Source organism: Nostoc sp. FACHB-190, assembly GCF_014696905.1.
Classification (GTDB): Bacteria; Cyanobacteriota; Cyanobacteriia; order Cyanobacteriales; family Nostocaceae; genus Nostoc_B.
Window position 1 is genome coordinate 173,039 of sequence record NZ_JACJQW010000004.1, and the last position, 17,386, is coordinate 190,424.

A 17,386-nucleotide genomic window follows, 5' to 3' on the forward strand; every position below is an offset into this window, starting at 1 on the left:
ATCCTCACTTAATTGTTTCAAAAAAAGTTATATTTGATTTTTTCTTCCTGGAAGATTGGATGTAATTTCTCCCATTAAGTTTGCTATCTCTTCAAAAACTTTTGGTTCTATTAATTTGATTATTCCTAAATAAGTTATTCCACCTAAAACTATGTAGATGAATAATGCTCCATATAAACTCATCGCTTGGCTCAGAAATTTCTTAGTTATTAGTATTACAATAACCATCACTAAAGTGCCAACAGTTGGAACAACATATTGACGTAGATAAGTACTGATTTTTATATTAAGTGTTTTATAAAGCATCCATATTGGAATAGGACATGTTAAATAAGCACGAATGATATAGGCAGATGCAACTGCGGTAATTCCCCATTGAACAGCTATGATAAACCCAATTAAGTTCCCAGATGCTTGAATAAAGTTGAGTAGCAAGTTCCATGTAGGTTTACCAAGTGCCATTAAAACAGCACCGTTATAGAAAAACCCAGCATACAAAGGCCCAATAAGGTTAAGAATTTGCATTACGGGAATGCTTGGTATCCACTTTTGACCAAAAACAACCACTATTAATTCGGGAGCGAGAATTGATAACCCAATGAATGCAGGAAAAGCAACTAAGCTAGTTAAGTGAATAGCAGAGTATAAAGCTTTTCGCATTTTTTCCGGCTCTTGCTGCAACCTTGAAAAGACAGGAACTGCAATCTTTTGAATAACTGTTATCAATAATTGAGATACTACTGTTAAAATTCGATAGGCAACAGCATAGTAACCTAATGCAACAGAACCTAAATAGTAACCAATTAAAAAATTGTCGGAATTTTGATTAACAAAATTAAGTACATTAATACCAACTATGTTAATCCCAAATGTGAATAATTCTTTAAAATGTTTCTGGGAGAACTTAAATCTTGGCCGCCAACTACTAACCCACCACAAAGCGATAACTTGGGCTATAGAATTTGCTAAAGATTGACCAACAATACTCCAAACGCCAAATCCCAGAAGTGCCAATACTATACCAACAGAACCACCAACTAGTACTGCAACTAATGAGCGCACAGCTAAAACTTTGAAGGCAAGTTCTCGCTGGAGTATTGCTTGTTGTACACCACTTAAACCACCAAATACAAAATTCAAAGAAAGACAGCGAATTATTGGTATTAAATGTGGTTCTTTGAAGAAAGAAGCTACTAATCCAGCACAAGAGATACTGATTGTTGTCAGTAATATACTCACTCCTAAGTTAGTCCAAAAAGCAGTATCTAAATGCTCTGGTTCTAAGTCTTGGCGCTGAACAATTGCTGTCGAAAATCCTTGATCTACAAAAATTTGCAGAAAGCTTAAAAATATCCCCGATAAAGCCACTAACCCAAATGCTTCCGGCCCTAATAATCGGGCGAGTAAGAAGAACACTCCAAAGGAAACAGCCTGTTTTCCCCAACTTTCAATCGCAGACCAAAGTACGCCTTTAACTGCTTTTTGTCGTAAATTTGATGTTTGTTTTGGTGGTTCCATTACAGGCTTTACCTATGCAAAGGATGAAAATACCTATTATATTTCACTCCCACTGTCTATTTGAGCAGACAAGCATCTCATCTTGATTCACAACTGTGAAAAATTGCTATGAAAAAAGATTATCTCTCAACATAATAAATTAACTATGAATCAAGATAAATATGCAGTGATCTTCAAAATTTACTCAATGCTATTTTGAATTTGATATGAGTTTTGAATCATCATGAAAACTCATATTGACTAAACAATCGTTATTCCACTGTAGTTTTTGGAAAAACGGCAGCAATACGACTAGATAAAAATAACTGTTTAGCCGCCAGCCAAATGAATATAGGGATTGTTGTTGTGTAGCGCCGCCACAGTCGTCGCGGTTCTTGAAGCCAGCGATATAGCCATTCTAAGCCTAAGTCTCTCATGATACGTGGCGCACGCTTGTGAATGCCGGCATACACAGGGAAAACGCCGCCTACTCCGATCATGACTGCACGAATTTTACCTTTGTGTTGCGCTATCCATTTTTCTTGTTTTGGACATCCCAAAGATACCCAAACTACACCAGCCCCACTGGAGTTGATTTTATTGACTAAAACTTCATCTTCAGTTTCTGTGAGTGGGCGGAAGGGTAGGGGTTCCATTCCAGCTATTTTTAGTTGGGGAAATTCTTGTTTTAATCTGGCTTGTATTCTCGCCAGAATTTCAGTTTGTGAACCGACAAAGAAAAAACTTAAATTATGTGTTTGGGCGTATTGACATGTTTCCAAAAAAATATCCATACCCGCTACACGATCTTGGTAAGGAGATCCCATTCGGCGCATCATCCAGACTAAAGGCATACCATCAGGAGTCACCATATCTGAATTTCTCAGAATGTTAGCGAACTCAGGCTGCCAGTGCGCTTCTATGAGCATGTGTACATTTGCTACATATACACTTCTACTTTCATGAGCGATCGCCCATTCTATAATTTTCTGTATCTGATCCTCAAAGCTTAAAGCAGTAATAGGGAAATCAAGCACTTTTTGAGTAGGTAGTAACACTTCTGCTACCATAGCTCACTCCTTCTGTCAAAGATAAATAACAACAGATTACCTAGAGCAACCTTTATGTCTAAATAAGCCAATTAGATGAATCTTGACTTTTTCTGAGCTTGTAGCATTCTTACAAGAACACACATTGATTTATCACAGTTTTTCAGCAATTTTACTGTTTGCTGAATCCTCTTCAAAACCATCATAACCGTAGATTAGCTTACTTGCTTAACGAAAGTTTATTACAAGGAGATATTAAACTTTATATTTACTTTATGTTTTTCTAGAGATTAGTTCATCCAAACATTACATTACTACTTCATGCCTCTTACGAGAGTGTATCTATCTTCGGCAAAGTTTTTACTTGTCATCTGTCTAAAAGATGAGTTAGTACAATCATATATATTTAAATTAATAGGCATAACCGTATAAATTCATAATTTTTTTTTATAAAAAATTATTTCTACAAGGTCTAATTTAACCTAGATTCTCAAAATACAGTGTCAAGTAGTCAGATAAGTATATTAATCCATGAAACGGTGTGGGAATAGTATTTCTGAAAGCAACTTATTATCCATAAAGCTATAGAAATACGGTTTGATTCCTGAATCTAGTTGTGTAAGCAGGGAGTAGGGAATGGGGAGTAGGGAGTAGGAAAGACGGCTGGTCTGGGTGTACTGATTTTTTTCATAAATCAAATATGAGTCCTATATTTGTATACGGTTGATATTATTTCACTGGCTTAAATTACAAAAATTAGCCAAAAAAGAGGGGGAGAAATTCTCCCCCCCCTTTTGATTGTTGCCTTTGTTATCTGATTGCTTATTTTCCTTTAAGCGTTGCCTCAGCATCTGTCTTTGTTTTTTAAGTTGCCGCTTTCTTGCTGAACCGCCTTTACCTTTATCATTTCTCCCTTCTCGGCGGGGAGATTCCCATCTTTTTAAGCGCATAAAAATTTTTTAGCCTTTAACTTTAGATTGTAGTCTTATTGTAATACATATATTGATCAATTGTCCATCCCAATCTCAGAAATCTTTTATCTGATTTTCTCCATGACATCAAGAATCAATATGTTATTACAAGCTCCTGGAATACTTGATGCTTTATTTTAGCTATCTACTCTATGAAACTAGTGTGCATTCAAGTTGTATATTCTCTGCTTGAGCCTGTCATTTGACAATGGACACTGGGACTGGTTCTGGATTTTAGATGTTTCTCAGCTTCAATAGGCTGTGTTTAGCACATATAAGTTCATTCGTCTACTATATTATTCTACGACCGTAGCATAACACACTAAAACTACTAGAAATAGTGCGTTAGGCTTGCTTTATTACACTTCAACCAACCTGAAATTTATAAGGTAAGCTTGTGTCTGATTTAGAACTACACAAATATCTTCCCAAACTTCCCGAAGCAGCACTACAAGAATTTACAGAATGGTGTGTTTTAGAACAGTCAAAAGCCGCAGGTATAGAATTTACACCTAACAAAACCAAGTTAGAAAATCTCATACCAAACGAGTATATTTGGCAACTAATTGATCAGTTCATGAAAGAGAAACCAGACCCCATCAAAGCGGGTTTAGTAGCAACAATGGCTGGTCAAGAAGCTGATAGTCATGGTTTGATAGGTTCGGCAATTATGGCTGATTTTATCGCCCTTTATGTGAAGTATTTGATTCCCGAAAATGGCACAACGCCAGAAGAAGCGAAACAGTTAATCACAGAAGCCGCCATTCAGCAGTATGAAAAGCTATCTGAACTGGCTGATAAATATAATGTAACGTTCTAAATTGTGGTTATTTGTTAATTATTCCGAGGCTTTGTCTTTTTTATGAGACAAAGCCATTAAGTTGTAACATAAGGATACAACAAAGCAGATTATGAATTAAATTATGCCTTATAGTGACTTTACACTCAAAAAGGTTAAAAAAGATTTTGGGCTGACGGTTATTGAACCTTTTGATTTTCTCCAAGACATTGAACCTGTAACTCCTAGCCAGTTTTTAATAGAGACTATCAATAAACGCTTAAGTTTAGCCTTGGCGAATAATAGTCCGATACCTATAATTTACGGTGCAATTACGTCAGGCGATCGCTGGAAGTTTCTCAAACTAGAATCCCAAACCGTCACAATCTGGCTCACAGAGTACAACATTCCTCCTGTCGATAAGGTTTTGGGGATATTGTTAAGCTTTGTTTCGAGTGCTAGTTGAGCAGTTTTTATTCAATTTGGACAGGTAAATAGTAGTTTTCTAGGCGTTCAAGAAGTGTGAACATAGTTTCTGTCAGATAATCAGACTGGTCAAGCATAACTTTATATTCATCGAACTGATACTTATTAAACTCATTGAATATACAGTAGTGAAATGTTAACCAGTTCCGCTTGGGGTAAATAGTAACTTTAGATAATTTACTTATTTTGCACCAATCACTAGAGATTTGAATATGTAGAGCTTGATGTGATAGCAATGGAAAAAATAGGTTGGAAAATCTAGATTCAATAATTTGATCTACCAACCAAGCCATAACCTCAAAAGAAAGATACTGAGTAGGCATTGACGGATTTTGATAATAATTTTTAATAAAATACCAATGTTCTTGTGACATAAACTGCTTTTTTATGAAAGCTACACCATTAAAAATTAAGTATAGTGTCACAATTAGTAATTTATGCTAACTATTATTGGTTGCGGAAATCTTAATCGCTGCGATGATGCTGTAGGTGTAATTATCGCCCAACGCTTACAACAATATCTAGCCGAAAACCCTCACCCTTATGTGCGCGTGTATGACTGTGGAACCGCAGGGATGGAGGTAATGTTTCAAGCTAGAGGTAGTAAAAAATTAGTAATTATTGATGCTAGTTCAACCAATTCTGAAGCGGGTGCAATATTTAAGGTTCCAGGTAAAGAATTAGAAGCTTTACCGGAACCTAGTTATAACTTGCATGATTTTCGTTGGGATAATGCACTAGCCGCCGGAAGGAAAATATTTCAGGATGAATTTCCCGAAGATGTGACAGTTTATTTAATTGAGGCGGCAAATCTTAGCCTTGGACTAGAGTTAAGTCCTGTGGTGAAAAGTTCGGCTAACTTAGTTTTTGAAGAGGTAGTTACAATTATTTGTAATTGGTCAATGATAAATAATCAATAGTCTTTCCTACTCTCTTCATACACGCTTTTTCTAACCAGCCATATCACGGTAAACAGCAATTTCATCTACCCTCATTTCAAAAGGTATACCTTGGCTTTCGGGAGGACAAACGCGGATTTTAGCACTGGTGACAATTGACTGGAGTAATGACCCCATTGCGACGATTTGTTGTAGAACTCGCCAGTTGGTAACAGGGTCGGGACATTCAATTACTAAGGTCATAGCACTAGCATCACTGGTGACATACCAACGACAATGAGAAAGAAGATTTTGAATTGTGCGATCGCACGCTTCATAAAAGTATTTACTAATAGAATGCTCTAGTTGTTGCCGTAAAATAATATCTGCCGATGACGGTTGCATTGGACGGTAATCGTAATCATCGTTGTAACAGAACATATACCTAGCCATCTCTACTTACAAAACTACTTAATTGCCAATAGCCATTGCGTAGAGAATATCCATTTTTGTTTCTAAGAAACTCTGGGTTTCATCGTCATAAAACGCGCCAATTCCGCTACATTGTATCCCCAAGTAATTACTACTCAGGTAAACTCTGTGTCCTAAAAAACCTGCTAACTGCATAGCGGTTTGATAACTTGTATAGTCAGACACAAAAAACAAAGTTACTGCACAATCACGCGCAATAGCCTGATTAATGCACAAATAACCAGTATGTTCGCTAAAATCGCCACTTTTAATCAGATGATTGTTTTGATATAACCCAGGGGATATCCCCTCTACTCGATGCACGACTGAATAAACTTTGATTGCTTCACAACTTTCTGTGGGAATTGGTTGCTTTAGTTGTTGCAATATCCTGAAATAATCTTCTTGAGAAATCAACTGTTTCCGGAAACGTCTATTTGAACGTCTATGCCAAACAGTTTGATAAAATTTATCCTTGTCAAACTTAAATTTGGGATGCTCTAGCTGTTGTTTTGGACTCTTGTGTAAAGCTGTTACCTGATAGCCATCTTCAATAAATTGATGAGCTTCAAAATAATCTGTACCACTCACAAAAGGAATTTTCAGCCTTAAGCGTCTCACATGCTTTTCTTCTACTTCCCCACATAGAACACTAGCCGTCACAAACTCTTTATTCTCAAAACCTAAGTCAGAATTAAGAGCTAACTTATCAAAGTCAAACATTAGCTGGATATTTTTGTCATAGAGATCAGCCGATGCGGCAATTGTACCTAAATGGTGTCCGCTATCTAAAAAGCAATATCTCAGACTTCTGTTTTTATATTTCCAACTAGACCTATAATAAACGCAACTAATTAAAAAAATGACTCCCTTGATACATTTGCCCGGTATAATATAACTTTCCAAGCCATCATCTATTAATTCATAGATGAGTGTTAGACAATTATTCTCAACTTCTAGATGGTAGATGCCATCAACTATTTCCGGGATGCCACGAATTTGTACATAAATCTCAGTAGGATATAACCCACCCGCAGAAGGATTAACACGTAGTTGATAGGCTACATCCTTATAAGTCTTTTCTAAGGTGATTGCACTTGTTAAGTAAATGAAAGAATGAATGGGATGATTGAGATTTAATTGCAGCCTGCGATAAAATTTTGGATATTGCTTAAAAGCAGATGGTTGCGTTGTTGGGTCTACATAATTAGGGTCAAGCTGCACTGATAGGTAAGAATGTTTAGTCCTTTGATGAAAACTTTTGCTAGATAATTCATTTTGTAGCATCTTTCAGCATCCTTAAAACTTCGATAGTGCTGGCAAAATCTATAGCTTTGTAATCGTCTAAGTTTTTTAAATTTAAATTCGGATGATGTTGTAAAAGTAACTTGACTACTTCTGCTTTACCTGCTGAAGCTGCATACATTAACACTGTTGCACCGTTATCGTTTTGGTTATCGATATTAATTTTCATTTCTAGCAGCAAATTAATTAATTCATAATGATTGCCAAAGCAAGCAAACCATAAGGCATTATTACTATCATTATTTCTGGCATTAATATCCGCGCCTGCACTAATCAATTCTTGAACGACTGAATAATTACCTATCCTAGTGGCTTTCATTAAAGCTGTATCACCATTTTCACCACGCTGATTTAAATCTTCAAGATTGTAATTATTACCTATCAACCATTCACAAGTTGTTTGACTCAAACTTTGCTGATTTTGTTGTTTCATAAACTGCTTTTATTCACTAATAAAAGGGAATGGTGGACAATGCCCACCATTCACAAAAACTTTTTGAAAATACTGTCCATGAGATGAACTTTTACCCCTCCCTAACCCTCCCCTTGGAAAGGGGAGGGAATTAGATTTCTTAGTTTCCCCCCTTTATAAGGGGGGCTAGGGGGGATCAACAGTTTAATAATTCTCAGATATCCTCATTAGACAGCATTCATTGTTTGGTTAGGTTGCTCACCTGCGACCATTGGTTTCGGTTCTTCAGAGAATAGTTCTCTAGAAGATTTATCTTGCTTGGGTGCGCCATAAAAACCAGCTTCAGCTTCGAGTTCATCTACGAAATCCCAAGCTTCAATTGTGCGTTTAGAGTCTGGGCCATAATTCGCAGAAATTGCCCGTGCGTTGGAGACTGCTTTATATATCTCTTTTTGCAAGAATAGGAGTTTTGGTTTATCTACAAAGTCGCCTTTGTGGATAATATCGCTGATAGTAATCATCCCAAGTAATTCACCACGGATGACAGGCGCACTCCGCATCCCTGTATTAATCAATAACCTTGCAACATATTCTAAATCAAGGTCAGGATCTACAGTGACACAGGGTTTGCTCATTATTTCGTAAACATAAGTTCTTTGAGGATCTTTTCCATAAGCAACCACTTTGGCTGCAATATCACTCTCAGTCATAATGCCGTAAGCATCACCACTATGACGAGGTTCTACAATCAATTCTTGCAGTTGTTTGAGCCTTAATAATTTCACTGCTTCTGCTACTGTAGCGGAGCCGCGAATGGTAGCTACATCTTGAGTCATAATATGTTTGGCTCGCATAATTCCTGCTCCTTATTTATTGCAAGTAAGGGAATTGTTTCTAAACTGCTGCACTTATTCCCAAACTGTTTTTGCTTCGTCTAAGTATGATGAAAATTAGACACAGGTTTTACGCAGTATTAGCCCTAAATTCTACTAAGTAGAATCATCAATTATCAGTATAAGATTTACACATTTTCCCTACTCTATTGCTGAAGCGATCGCATCGGCTGTCTAACTTTCAGATGTACCAGGATTTCGGTAGAAACTGTCTTGGATAACCCTGTAATCTCTTGCTGCTGAAGTTTGGTTCACTAGCAACAATTTAGCTTACTTATATATTATCACTCTGATAGGTTTGTTCCATAAACAAGTGTGTATTCTCATAAAGATATTGGTTAAATATCACAAAAAAATATCAAAATGCAGCACAAACTACATTTATTTTTTTAATAGTATGTTTATTCAGGATATTTGTTTAATATCAAAATTTATAGATATTGATTTGTTTACTAGGTAACAATTATTTTTTGAAATTAAGTTTTGTAGACAAAGTTCATGTATCAATATTTTAACTAAAAATATTCTTAAGTAGTGATATATTGTGCTAAATTATTTCAACTCAAATTCTCCCTCTAGCGGAGTATTTTTAGTAGTGGACTGTTAGCTATACAGATTTTGTATAAACTATATCTAGTAATTTTATAAAGAAAATCTAAAAAATAACCTTGATATTCCAAAAAGTTGGTATTGTTTCAAGCAATCATGATTTAAAAGGAAATAAAAACATGGAAATTAGTGCGCGTAATGCGTTAAAAACCACCGTTAAGAAGGTTGTAACTGGTTCAGTTAATACTGAAGTAACTTTAGAATTAGCGCCTGGAATAGAGTTAGTCTCTATTATTACCAAAACCTCAGCCGATAACCTGGGTTTGGTAGAAGGTAAGCAAGCTTATGCTGTTATTAAAGCGTCCGATGTTATTGTCGCTATTGATTGATAAATCACTAATTCATTAAATGGAATTTTTTTATTTTTGTAGAGACTTTGTATACAACGTCTCTACAGAATTTATATCTTACAAATTTTCATTGAGAAGACGCATTTCGACTACGCTCAATGCTCAATAAGCTGACTCAAAGAGGGTTGAGCGAAGCGTTCACTGAGCTTTGCTGGAGTGTGAATACTGAGCGTAGCGCCGCCCTGAGCCTGTCGAAGGTGTCGAAGTATCGAAACTAGGTAATCTCACGTTAGGTTTAATTTAGTCCTTCTACTTCACCAGTAGTAGATTTTAGCTTGAATTTAGTTATCAACTATCCGCACGTAAATAGTCTGAGCAACTTCTTGGCTTAAACTGATAGATTCTCCAGCAACTTTCATTTGTAATAAAGGAAGTAGCTGTTCTAGAGTAATACAAGTTCCAATTTTTATGCCTGCTGAATGAATCTGGTCTAGGATTTTCTGATCTTGAGTTTGATAAAAAGCTATAATACCTTGCTCTCCAGGTTGGAGTAGTGCTAAAGAACAGCCGCTTACACTAAAAGGCTTAAACATTAAAAGTATGAAGTGTGAAGTATGAAGTATGAAAGATAATTTTCTTTACCTTTCATATTTTTTGGATTGCTAAAAATAGCTGTAGTGATGAAAAATTGCAGCTATACAATCTGAATCTGTGTAGAGAGATTTTGACTGTATAGCTGCAACTTCTGTGCATAATCTAAGACATCAATTATACGAGGTAAGGCTCTTGGTGAGTCTTGATTGTGCAGTTAGAACGAGGATAGGTAACGCACAACAGAGCAAATCCTTTAGATACTTGCTCATCATCCAAGAAGTTTTGATCAGATTGATCAACTTCACCTTCTGTAACTTTACCTACACAGCTAGAGCAAGAACCTGCATGGCAAGAGAAAGGTAACTCAATACCAGCTTCTTCTGCTGCGTCTAAAATTGTAGTGTCTTCATCTACCTCAATTGTGGTATCGATGTCTTCTTTTTTGTTGATTAATCTTACTTGATAGGTAGCCATTTTCCGATTCTCCTCATTACGGTTCGGTTGGTTCTCGAAGTGTGTCAGGCTCCTCTTCGAGAAAGCATGAATAGGAAGACACAGCATTTGATGAGTTTTATACCTATTTAGATAATGATTAAGACAAATGGATTGATATAACTTAGATGCAGATAGTAATTCTCAATCCAAAATCCAAAATCTAAAATCCAAAATAGTATTAGCTAGTGTCTCTGACATTTAGTGCGGAGTACGTTTACGAAAAGCCTATATGGTTTGACTTAACACTAAAAGAAGACTCTTTTAGCTACAAGGAACACCATCTGGCGTACAGTCTCCTGTTTTGAAAGATTTGCCGCAACCGCAGGTACTAGTTGCATTAGGGTTGGTAAATTTGAAACCGCTTTCTACCACCCCTTCGACAAAATCAATCACGATTCCTTCTAATAAGGGCGCACTTTTGGCATCGACGTAAACCAACACACTACCTTGTTGGATTACTAAATCATCTGGTTGGGGTTGGCTGGTGACATCCATACCATATTCATAGCCATTGCAACCGCCACCTTTGACAGAGATTCGGATACCTTTAGTGCTATTCTCATCAGAACCGGAACCTCGCAGGAAAGCCCGCAAACGAAATTCTGCTTTTTCTGTTAAAGTAACAGTCATTCAATCTCCTAATCTGTAGCGATTGATTGTTCTAATCTAGAATTTGGGTTTTTTGTGATAATTGTCCTTTGTCATTAGGATGTGTTTCAAAAGTCTTAGATCCCCCCAACCCTCCTTAAAAAGGGGGGCTAAGAGCCTCTTAAAGTCCCCCTTTTTAAGGGGGATTTAGGGGGATCTAAAAAGTTCGCCAGTTAAACAAATAGTTTGAAAACATATTTGTAAATACAAATGACTAATGACAAAGGACAAAAATATTAAGTTGTAAAATTACTGGTGGTTTCCATTGATGGAGATTGCGAGTATCTCCAAGGTGCATTGTTACCGCATACTTGACAAGAGCGATCGCGGTATGAACGACGCTTGGCAAATTCCATCCGGTTGAAGTCTATTGTCAGCAATTGTGACAATAAAGGCTGACTAAACCCAGTAATCAGCTTGACTGCTTCCAGTGCTGTCAAACAAGCCAATGTCCCAGAAACGGCACCTAGCACGGAGAAACCACGCCGATCCCACTCAGGTTTTTCGGGAAACAGACAAGATAAACAAGGCGTGACACCGGGAATAATTGTTGTCAGGTAAGCTTCCATCCCATCCATTGCAGCTTCTACCATTGGTTTGCGCCAGCGCACACAAGCTGCATTCAACAAATCGCGTTCTGTAAAATTATGAGCGCAGTCCAGTGCCATATCTGCGGACTGTACCAAAGAATCTACATTTTCAGCAGTAACATAATCATGAACCGCTTCGATTTCAATATCAGGATTGATGGCTTGCAAGGTTTCTTTAGCCTTAAATACCCTTGGCTTACCAACCCAATCATCAGTCATGAGAATCTGACGATTCATATCATCAAGGCGTAAATCACCACCCCGGACGAGAATTAGTTTGCCAACGCCTGCTACTGCTAAGTAAAGCGCGGCTGTACCACCTAATCCCCCCACACCTGTAACCAATACTGTCGCTGACTTCAGGCGCTTCTGAGCCGCTTCGCCAAAATTCGGAAGCATCATTTGGCGACTATAACGTTCTAACTCGGTAGGAGTTAGGTTGATCACTATTTACCTCCTAATCAGAAGAGAGTTCTGTCAGCGTAATTACATTTTTGGGCTTGTCTTTAAAGACTTTGAACACCTTTTGTTCTTGGGGTGTTGATTCGAGAAATATCTCGTAAGCCTGTTGTAAAGCCAAGCAATATTGATTCAGTTTTTCTTCAGCAGTTAAATCAGCAGCTTGTTCGTCAATTTCTTGGATATATTGCGAGAACTTTTTCAATATATGGAGACGATTTACATTTACAACTTTTTGGTCGTAAGGTAATTCAAAGAATTTCAAAAATTCTTCGGCATCACTTAATTTTTTGAATTCTTCAATAGTTTTACTCATTTACCCTCCAATGCTGTTAGCTGCTGCTTTAGCTCATCCAGTTGCCGATATATTTCATAAGTTGCGGCTGCAACATCCATAAGTTGTTTGTAATCTGTTGGCAAACCTTCGGCTAAATCATGCAGATCCATTTTCATTTGACCTGCTTTGCTGTTGAGGCGTTTAATTTGAGTTTTCAATTCCTCGATGGTCATTTGTCATTTGTCCTTTGTCATTTGTAAATAAACATGAGTTTGATAAACCTCTCCCCAACCCCTCTCCGACGCGGAGAGGGGCAAAAATATTCTGCGTTTTCAAAGCCTCTCTCCCTGGGGGGGAGAGGTTTGGAGAGGGGTTTAAATAACGAATAACTAATGACTAATGACTAACGTTTAAATCTTGCCTACTTCTGGGAAGCGATTAACTAAATCCAATCCTTTTTGGACAAAAGTTTCGCCTTCTTCTGCTAACTTTTCGAGAGATTCAAAGCCGAAACGATGAGCATCTCTGAGAGTTTTTACTGTTAGCAAAAGCCGACCAGAAAATACTAAAGCCCAGCCGAAGCCCTCATGATTGATATTAATTACAACCTGAGAAATTAGATTGGTTTCTTGTTCAATTCTGGCAGCAACAGCACGGTAAAACACTAAAATCCGGGCTTGAGTTGCGGCATCGACTTCGCCTTCAATGGGGATTTCGCGTTTCTTTTTTTTGGGGACGACGAATGCTTTGAGGATTAATTCATCTGACCAATTACGGTAGAATCCGTAACTATCTTGCCCACGAATTTGGAGAACTAAAGCCTTAATGAAGGGAGAGTTTAAGGCTGCGAGACTAGTAGTGCCGTTAACAGTATTATCTGCGGTCATACAGTTGCTTCATTTTCAAGTTCATCTGTAAAACTTTTGGTTTTGGGTTGGAGAGCTTTCCGCAACCAAGGTGGAGGATTACCTTTAAGAGTTTGGACTAATTTAGTCAATAACTCTTCAATTTTTTCTTCTTCAGTGCGGGCTTTAACTGGGGTGACACCTTTCTTGATTAACTTAGCAGCAGCAGTTCCACCAATTGCTGTTACATAAACAATTGCACAGTCAACCAGTGCATCAAGTTTGGGTGTAATTTTATCTTCGTTACCATCTTCTTTTAGCTCACCCTCAAAGTTGAGAGTGTGTAAAAATTGATATCCTTCGCCATCGATTTCGTAGACATCAATTTCTCTCGCCCAGCCAAAGTGAGCATTGACATGAATGTGGTCACTGGTTGTAAAGGCAATTTTCATTCTGTTCTCCTACTTGTGTAGGGAGTGGGGAGTGGGGAGTGGGGAGTAGAAATTCAGATATTGCTTATTTGCGAGATGATTTTTATAGTTTTGTGGGATGGGCATCTTGCCCGTCCTTATTTATTTCGGGGCGGGCAAGATGCCCACCCTACAAGAATCATCCCTTGATTTAGCAATCCTAAAATTCACTACTCCCTATTCCCTAATCCCAATTCCCCAATTACTAATCATTGAAAAAGTGTTTAACGCGCTCTTCTTCAGCTTCTAAAAAGAGGTTGCCAATGCCAAACAAAAGCTCCATCGTGCCGCGATAACCAACTTTTGTGAATAGACCATTTCCTAAACGGTCGTAGATGGGCAAACCTAAACGATAAAGAGGAATCGACAGACGTTTAGCGATCGCAGCCAGGTTAGAATTACCAATCACTAGGTCAGAACCTACTGCTAGTTCTTCAAAGTCTTCTAAATCGCCGATAGTAACGCTCTTGATGGGGAGTTTTTCGAGTAAAGGCGATCGCGTTGTGGTGACGGCCGCATGAATTTGACATCCCATCGATTGCAAGAAGCGCACTGTTCCCCAAAGTAAATCAGGCTCTAATGCTAGAGATACCCGTTTTGCACCAAAATAAAAGTGCGTATCGAGCATTGCATCTTGCAACTGGCGACGTTGGCGGCGGTATTTTTCGGGGACTGGGTTGCTGCTTAAAATTGATAATGCTTGCAAAAACTCATCTACTGGTTCTAAACCAGTCAATTCCCCAAACACTTCGTAGGGAATGTTGAACCGTTCATCGAGAATTTTGGCAGCACCCCGCATACTTTCACCCAAAGCGATGGTGAAAGCAGAACAACCTACTTGACGCAGTTGTTTGACACTTGTACCGCTACCTGTCACCGCACTATAGTTATCTTCTAAGTGACCATCTAAAGAAGCGCCAAGGTCAGGTACAAAGATAGGTTCTAATCCAAAAGCGGTGACAATCTCTTTGATTTCTTGTAAATCGCCGGGAGTAAAAGCAGAACCAGCCAAAATTGTGACTTGTTCGCTTCTAATTCCGCCTGCTTGGGGAATTTCCTTAACGATGCTTTCCACAGCAGTAGCAAAACCATCTTGTAATGCACCTTTAAAATCTGGTGTTGGTGCAAAGATAACGGGGATGTGGTCTAATTCCCGATGGCGATCGCGGATATCCTTTAAGAAGCGTTCAATATCATCGCCTCTGGTTTCGGTTAATCCAGTGGTACACAAACCGATAATTTCTGGCTTGGCCTTTTCTACCAACGTCAGAAGCGCCTGTTCCACATTCTCTTCGCCACCCAAAATCGTAGTTACTTCAGTCATGGCTGTAGTGGCTAAGGGAATCGCTTCCCGAAAATGCCGTACAAGCACAACTTTGGCGAAGGCGGTACACCCTTGAGAACCGTGAAACAGAGGTATCATTCCCTTTAATCCCAAAAAGGCGAGGGATGCACCTAAAGCTTGGCTTTGTTTGAGGGGATTAACTGCAACTGATTTTTCGGGAACAGTAACGATCGCCATCTAAAATACCTCTTCTATTGAAGCAGAGAAAATATCTTCTGCTGACAAACTAAAATTATTTAAAGTCCCTGCTGCTTCATCCCAAGGCGCAGGTTTACGGATTTGACTCCAAATCGGGCTGTAGAGGGCTTCGTATAACTCCCTTGCCATCTCTAACATTCCCATATACCCAGCATACGGATGATGGCGTTCTTGGTTGATGTCAAGGAAAGGAATCCGCGCTTTCAGGGCTGTGTATTGGTTACGACCACCCGCAATTAACATATCAGCGTTGGAGTCACGTACCAATTGCAACAACTCCTGAGCATTGCCTTTTTCTAGCATGATGCCATCCGTACCGAGCAAGCGTTTGATTTTTGCCTTATCTTCCTCAGTACTCTTGCGGGTGCTAGTAGCCACAACTTCTATCCCCAAGTCCTTAGCGGCGGAGATAATAGACCAACTTTTCACACCGCCAGTATACAGAACTACACGCTTACCCTTGAGGCGGGCGCGATAGGGAGCCAAGGCGATATCCAAAGCCGCAGTTTCATCAGCAATTAGCTGTTCAGTCCGCGCTTGTAAATCAGGGTCGCCCAACTTCGCCGCCACATTCCGCAAGCAACGATTTATATCATCAATCCCATAAAAAGACTCTTCAATGTAGGGAATCCCATATTGCTCCTCCATCTTTCTCGCCATATTGAGCAAAGCCCGCGAACAAATCATCACGTTCAACTTGGCACGGTGAGCGTAACGAATTTCTTCATAACGAGCATCACCCGTGATTTTAGATAGTACGCGGATGCCTAATTTTTCAAATAAAGGCAGGACTCCCCACATTTCCCCGGCGATATTGTATTCGCCAATCAAGTTTATATCATAGGGGGTTGTGAACTCCGGTTCTGCTGTCCCGACAACATAATCTAATAAAGCTTCACCGCCAAAACGGTTGCCCAAATTCTTACTCCCAATAAATCCCGGCGCAATCACCGGGACAACCGGAGTCCCAATTTTTTCCGCCGCCGCCTTGCAAACAGCATTGATATCATCGCCAATCAAAGCCGTCACACAAGTAGCGTAGACAAACACAGCCTTGGGATTGTAACGCTGATGAATTTCTAAAATTGCCTTGTAAAGCTTCTTCTCACCACCGAAAATCACATCATTTTCCGTCATGTCGGTAGTGAAACCTGTTTTATAAAGTACAGGCCCAGAAGATAGACTACCACGACTACCCCAAGAATTACCCGCACAGGCGATCGGGCCGTGAACCAAATGCGCCGCATCAGTAATTGGAACTAAAGCAATCATCGCCCCATCAAAAGCACAGCCACCTTGAGCTGCTCCAGGTTGCGCTTGTTGTGTACAAGACTTATTCTTCTTCTCGCCCTTCTTCTGCTGATTATGTTCGCATCCTGACTCATTCAGCAGTTCATTAACCTTCTTTTGGGTGTTCATCTCTCTTCCTCTGTGTTCTCCGCGCTACGCCAGTTCGCTCAAGTCGGGAAACCCTTTCGGCAGTCGCTCATGGGGGAAACCCCCAAGACCGCGTTACCTCACCACGCGACTGGCTCCTCTGTAGTTCGATAAAAATCCCATCTTCTCTGCTTGAGAAAAAACAGTTAACAATAATCACTTATATATTCACTAGACCTCTTTGCGTCTTTGCGCCTCTGCGTGAGACAAAAAAATATATATGCAAGAGGTCTACTGATTACTGTTAACTGTTAACTGATTACTGTCACAAAAACTTCCTGCAAAAATCTTCACTATACCCGACACACAATTCCCCATGTGCATCAGTAATTCATTTCTATAACATCGACTTTTACAAGAAACTTTAAAGTATGCTCGACTACCAATAA

At 38.9% G+C, this 17,386-nt stretch carries 22 protein-coding genes; 4 read left to right on the forward strand and 18 right to left on the reverse strand.

The features are described from left to right. Positions 1-27 precede the first annotated feature (27 nt). The 3 genes from H6G28_RS07090 to H6G28_RS36745 form a co-directional block, all read right to left on the reverse strand. Positions 28-1,518, reverse strand: a complete 1,491-nt coding sequence (locus H6G28_RS07090) for a lipopolysaccharide biosynthesis protein (RefSeq protein ID WP_190669922.1) — start codon at positions 1,516-1,518, stop codon at positions 28-30. 251 nt (positions 1,519-1,769) lie between these two features. After that, entirely contained in the window at positions 1,770-2,567 is a 798-nt protein-coding gene (locus H6G28_RS07095) for a WecB/TagA/CpsF family glycosyltransferase (protein WP_190589842.1), read from the reverse strand. A gap of 713 nt (positions 2,568-3,280) precedes the next feature. Then, the gene (locus H6G28_RS36745; protein ID WP_242049218.1) at positions 3,281-3,496 is read right to left on the reverse strand and encodes a hypothetical protein; all 216 of its coding nucleotides are present in this window, start codon (positions 3,494-3,496) and stop codon (positions 3,281-3,283) included. A 418-nt stretch (positions 3,497-3,914) separates the two neighbouring features. On the opposite strand from H6G28_RS36745, the gene H6G28_RS07100 reads away from it, so the two are divergent. Together H6G28_RS07100 and H6G28_RS07105 are read left to right on the forward strand one after the other, a co-directional pair. Beyond that, positions 3,915-4,337, forward strand: a complete 423-nt coding sequence (locus H6G28_RS07100; RefSeq protein ID WP_190589843.1) for a hypothetical protein — start codon at positions 3,915-3,917, stop codon at positions 4,335-4,337. A 103-nt stretch (positions 4,338-4,440) separates the two neighbouring features. Beyond that, entirely contained in the window at positions 4,441-4,761 is a 321-nt protein-coding gene (locus H6G28_RS07105) for a hypothetical protein (RefSeq protein WP_190669925.1), read from the forward strand. 7 nt (positions 4,762-4,768) lie between these two features. Here H6G28_RS07105 and H6G28_RS07110 read toward each other — a convergent pair whose 3' ends face one another. Further along, positions 4,769-5,206: a hypothetical protein gene (locus H6G28_RS07110; protein ID WP_190669927.1), complete on the reverse strand. Its 438-nt coding sequence runs from the start codon at positions 5,204-5,206 to the stop codon at positions 4,769-4,771. 12 nt (positions 5,207-5,218) lie between these two features. Between H6G28_RS07110 and H6G28_RS07115 the strand changes: the two genes are divergently transcribed. Then, positions 5,219-5,701, forward strand: a complete 483-nt coding sequence (locus H6G28_RS07115; protein ID WP_190669929.1) for a hydrogenase maturation protease — start codon at positions 5,219-5,221, stop codon at positions 5,699-5,701. A 30-nt stretch (positions 5,702-5,731) separates the two neighbouring features. On the opposite strand, the gene H6G28_RS07120 is transcribed toward H6G28_RS07115, so the two are convergent. From H6G28_RS07120 to H6G28_RS07135, 4 genes are all read right to left on the reverse strand, one after another. Next, a complete protein-coding gene (locus tag H6G28_RS07120; RefSeq protein ID WP_396020674.1) occupies positions 5,732-6,100 on the reverse strand; it encodes a hypothetical protein in 369 nt (122 codons plus the stop codon). Positions 6,101-6,130: 30 nt separating this feature from the next. After that, positions 6,131-7,417, reverse strand: a complete 1,287-nt coding sequence (locus tag H6G28_RS07125; protein ID WP_190669931.1) for a nitroreductase family protein — start codon at positions 7,415-7,417, stop codon at positions 6,131-6,133. Then, positions 7,404-7,868 (reverse strand): ankyrin repeat domain-containing protein, encoded by a 465-nt coding sequence (locus tag H6G28_RS07130; RefSeq protein ID WP_190669933.1) that lies wholly within the window; start codon positions 7,866-7,868, stop codon positions 7,404-7,406. Before H6G28_RS07130 ends, H6G28_RS07125 begins: the two co-directional genes overlap by 14 nt. 206 nt (positions 7,869-8,074) lie before the next feature. Next, a complete protein-coding gene (locus tag H6G28_RS07135) occupies positions 8,075-8,701 on the reverse strand; it encodes a CBS domain-containing protein (protein ID WP_190669935.1) in 627 nt (208 codons plus the stop codon). Positions 8,702-9,468: 767 nt separating this feature from the next. Here H6G28_RS07135 and H6G28_RS07140 point away from each other — a divergent pair. After that, positions 9,469-9,678, forward strand: coding sequence for a TOBE domain-containing protein (locus H6G28_RS07140; RefSeq protein WP_190669937.1), 210 nt, complete (start codon positions 9,469-9,471; stop codon positions 9,676-9,678). Between the two features lie 302 nt (positions 9,679-9,980). Here H6G28_RS07140 and H6G28_RS07145 read toward each other — a convergent pair whose 3' ends face one another. From H6G28_RS07145 to nifE, 10 genes are all read right to left on the reverse strand, one after another. Further along, positions 9,981-10,232: a FeoA family protein gene (locus H6G28_RS07145; RefSeq protein WP_190669939.1), complete on the reverse strand. Its 252-nt coding sequence runs from the start codon at positions 10,230-10,232 to the stop codon at positions 9,981-9,983. A gap of 175 nt (positions 10,233-10,407) precedes the next feature. After that, positions 10,408-10,707, reverse strand: a complete 300-nt coding sequence (locus H6G28_RS07150) for a 2Fe-2S iron-sulfur cluster-binding protein (RefSeq protein WP_190589852.1) — start codon at positions 10,705-10,707, stop codon at positions 10,408-10,410. A 282-nt stretch (positions 10,708-10,989) separates the two neighbouring features. Next, positions 10,990-11,358, reverse strand: coding sequence for a HesB/IscA family protein (locus H6G28_RS07155; protein WP_190589853.1), 369 nt, complete (start codon positions 11,356-11,358; stop codon positions 10,990-10,992). 254 nt (positions 11,359-11,612) lie between these two features. Continuing rightward, positions 11,613-12,413: a HesA/MoeB/ThiF family protein gene (locus H6G28_RS07160; protein ID WP_190589854.1), complete on the reverse strand. Its 801-nt coding sequence runs from the start codon at positions 12,411-12,413 to the stop codon at positions 11,613-11,615. Between the two features lie 10 nt (positions 12,414-12,423). Then, complete coding sequence (nifW, locus tag H6G28_RS07165) at positions 12,424-12,741, reverse strand: nitrogenase-stabilizing/protective protein NifW (RefSeq protein WP_190589855.1); 318 nt, start codon at positions 12,739-12,741, stop codon at positions 12,424-12,426. Further along, the gene (locus H6G28_RS07170) at positions 12,738-12,935 is read right to left on the reverse strand and encodes a CCE_0567 family metalloprotein (protein ID WP_190589856.1); all 198 of its coding nucleotides are present in this window, start codon (positions 12,933-12,935) and stop codon (positions 12,738-12,740) included. The genes nifW and H6G28_RS07170 overlap by 4 nt, the downstream gene beginning before the upstream one ends. Before the next feature lie 177 nt (positions 12,936-13,112). Continuing rightward, the gene (locus H6G28_RS07175) at positions 13,113-13,589 is read right to left on the reverse strand and encodes a NifX-associated nitrogen fixation protein (protein WP_190669941.1); all 477 of its coding nucleotides are present in this window, start codon (positions 13,587-13,589) and stop codon (positions 13,113-13,115) included. Next, the gene (nifX, locus tag H6G28_RS07180) at positions 13,586-13,999 is read right to left on the reverse strand and encodes a nitrogen fixation protein NifX (RefSeq protein ID WP_190589858.1); all 414 of its coding nucleotides are present in this window, start codon (positions 13,997-13,999) and stop codon (positions 13,586-13,588) included. The genes H6G28_RS07175 and nifX overlap by 4 nt, the downstream gene beginning before the upstream one ends. A 223-nt stretch (positions 14,000-14,222) precedes the next feature. Next, positions 14,223-15,539 carry a nitrogenase iron-molybdenum cofactor biosynthesis protein NifN gene (nifN, locus tag H6G28_RS07185; protein WP_190589859.1) on the reverse strand — a complete coding sequence of 439 codons (1,317 nt, stop codon included), beginning with the start codon at positions 15,537-15,539 and terminating at the stop codon, positions 14,223-14,225. Then, positions 15,540-16,979, reverse strand: a complete 1,440-nt coding sequence (gene nifE / locus H6G28_RS07190; RefSeq protein WP_190589860.1) for a nitrogenase iron-molybdenum cofactor biosynthesis protein NifE — start codon at positions 16,977-16,979, stop codon at positions 15,540-15,542. Positions 16,980-17,386: the final 407 nt, after the last annotated feature.

What these genes read in the sequence shown, in the direction of transcription:
- H6G28_RS07090 (WP_190669922.1), bottom strand. Translation starts at nt 1,518, where the DNA reads ATGGAACCACCAAAACAAACATCAAATTTACGACAAAAAGCAGTTAAA.
- H6G28_RS07095 (WP_190589842.1), bottom strand. Translation starts at nt 2,567, where the DNA reads ATGGTAGCAGAAGTGTTACTACCTACTCAAAAAGTGCTTGATTTCCCT.
- H6G28_RS36745 (WP_242049218.1), bottom strand. Translation starts at nt 3,496, where the DNA reads ATGCGCTTAAAAAGATGGGAATCTCCCCGCCGAGAAGGGAGAAATGAT.
- H6G28_RS07105 (WP_190669925.1), top strand. Translation starts at nt 4,441, where the DNA reads ATGCCTTATAGTGACTTTACACTCAAAAAGGTTAAAAAAGATTTTGGG.
- H6G28_RS07115 (WP_190669929.1), top strand. Translation starts at nt 5,219, where the DNA reads ATGCTAACTATTATTGGTTGCGGAAATCTTAATCGCTGCGATGATGCT.
- H6G28_RS07120 (WP_396020674.1), bottom strand. Translation starts at nt 6,100, where the DNA reads ATGTTCTGTTACAACGATGATTACGATTACCGTCCAATGCAACCGTCA.
- H6G28_RS07125 (WP_190669931.1), bottom strand. Translation starts at nt 7,417, where the DNA reads ATGCTACAAAATGAATTATCTAGCAAAAGTTTTCATCAAAGGACTAAA.
- H6G28_RS07130 (WP_190669933.1), bottom strand. Translation starts at nt 7,868, where the DNA reads ATGAAACAACAAAATCAGCAAAGTTTGAGTCAAACAACTTGTGAATGG.
- H6G28_RS07135 (WP_190669935.1), bottom strand. Translation starts at nt 8,701, where the DNA reads ATGCGAGCCAAACATATTATGACTCAAGATGTAGCTACCATTCGCGGC.
- H6G28_RS07140 (WP_190669937.1), top strand. Translation starts at nt 9,469, where the DNA reads ATGGAAATTAGTGCGCGTAATGCGTTAAAAACCACCGTTAAGAAGGTT.
- H6G28_RS07145 (WP_190669939.1), bottom strand. Translation starts at nt 10,232, where the DNA reads ATGTTTAAGCCTTTTAGTGTAAGCGGCTGTTCTTTAGCACTACTCCAA.
- H6G28_RS07150 (WP_190589852.1), bottom strand. Translation starts at nt 10,707, where the DNA reads ATGGCTACCTATCAAGTAAGATTAATCAACAAAAAAGAAGACATCGAT.
- H6G28_RS07155 (WP_190589853.1), bottom strand. Translation starts at nt 11,358, where the DNA reads ATGACTGTTACTTTAACAGAAAAAGCAGAATTTCGTTTGCGGGCTTTC.
- nifW (WP_190589855.1), bottom strand. Translation starts at nt 12,741, where the DNA reads ATGAGTAAAACTATTGAAGAATTCAAAAAATTAAGTGATGCCGAAGAA.
- H6G28_RS07170 (WP_190589856.1), bottom strand. Translation starts at nt 12,935, where the DNA reads ATGACCATCGAGGAATTGAAAACTCAAATTAAACGCCTCAACAGCAAA.
- H6G28_RS07175 (WP_190669941.1), bottom strand. Translation starts at nt 13,589, where the DNA reads ATGACCGCAGATAATACTGTTAACGGCACTACTAGTCTCGCAGCCTTA.
- nifX (WP_190589858.1), bottom strand. Translation starts at nt 13,999, where the DNA reads ATGAAAATTGCCTTTACAACCAGTGACCACATTCATGTCAATGCTCAC.
- nifN (WP_190589859.1), bottom strand. Translation starts at nt 15,539, where the DNA reads ATGGCGATCGTTACTGTTCCCGAAAAATCAGTTGCAGTTAATCCCCTC.
- nifE (WP_190589860.1), bottom strand. Translation starts at nt 16,979, where the DNA reads ATGAACACCCAAAAGAAGGTTAATGAACTGCTGAATGAGTCAGGATGC.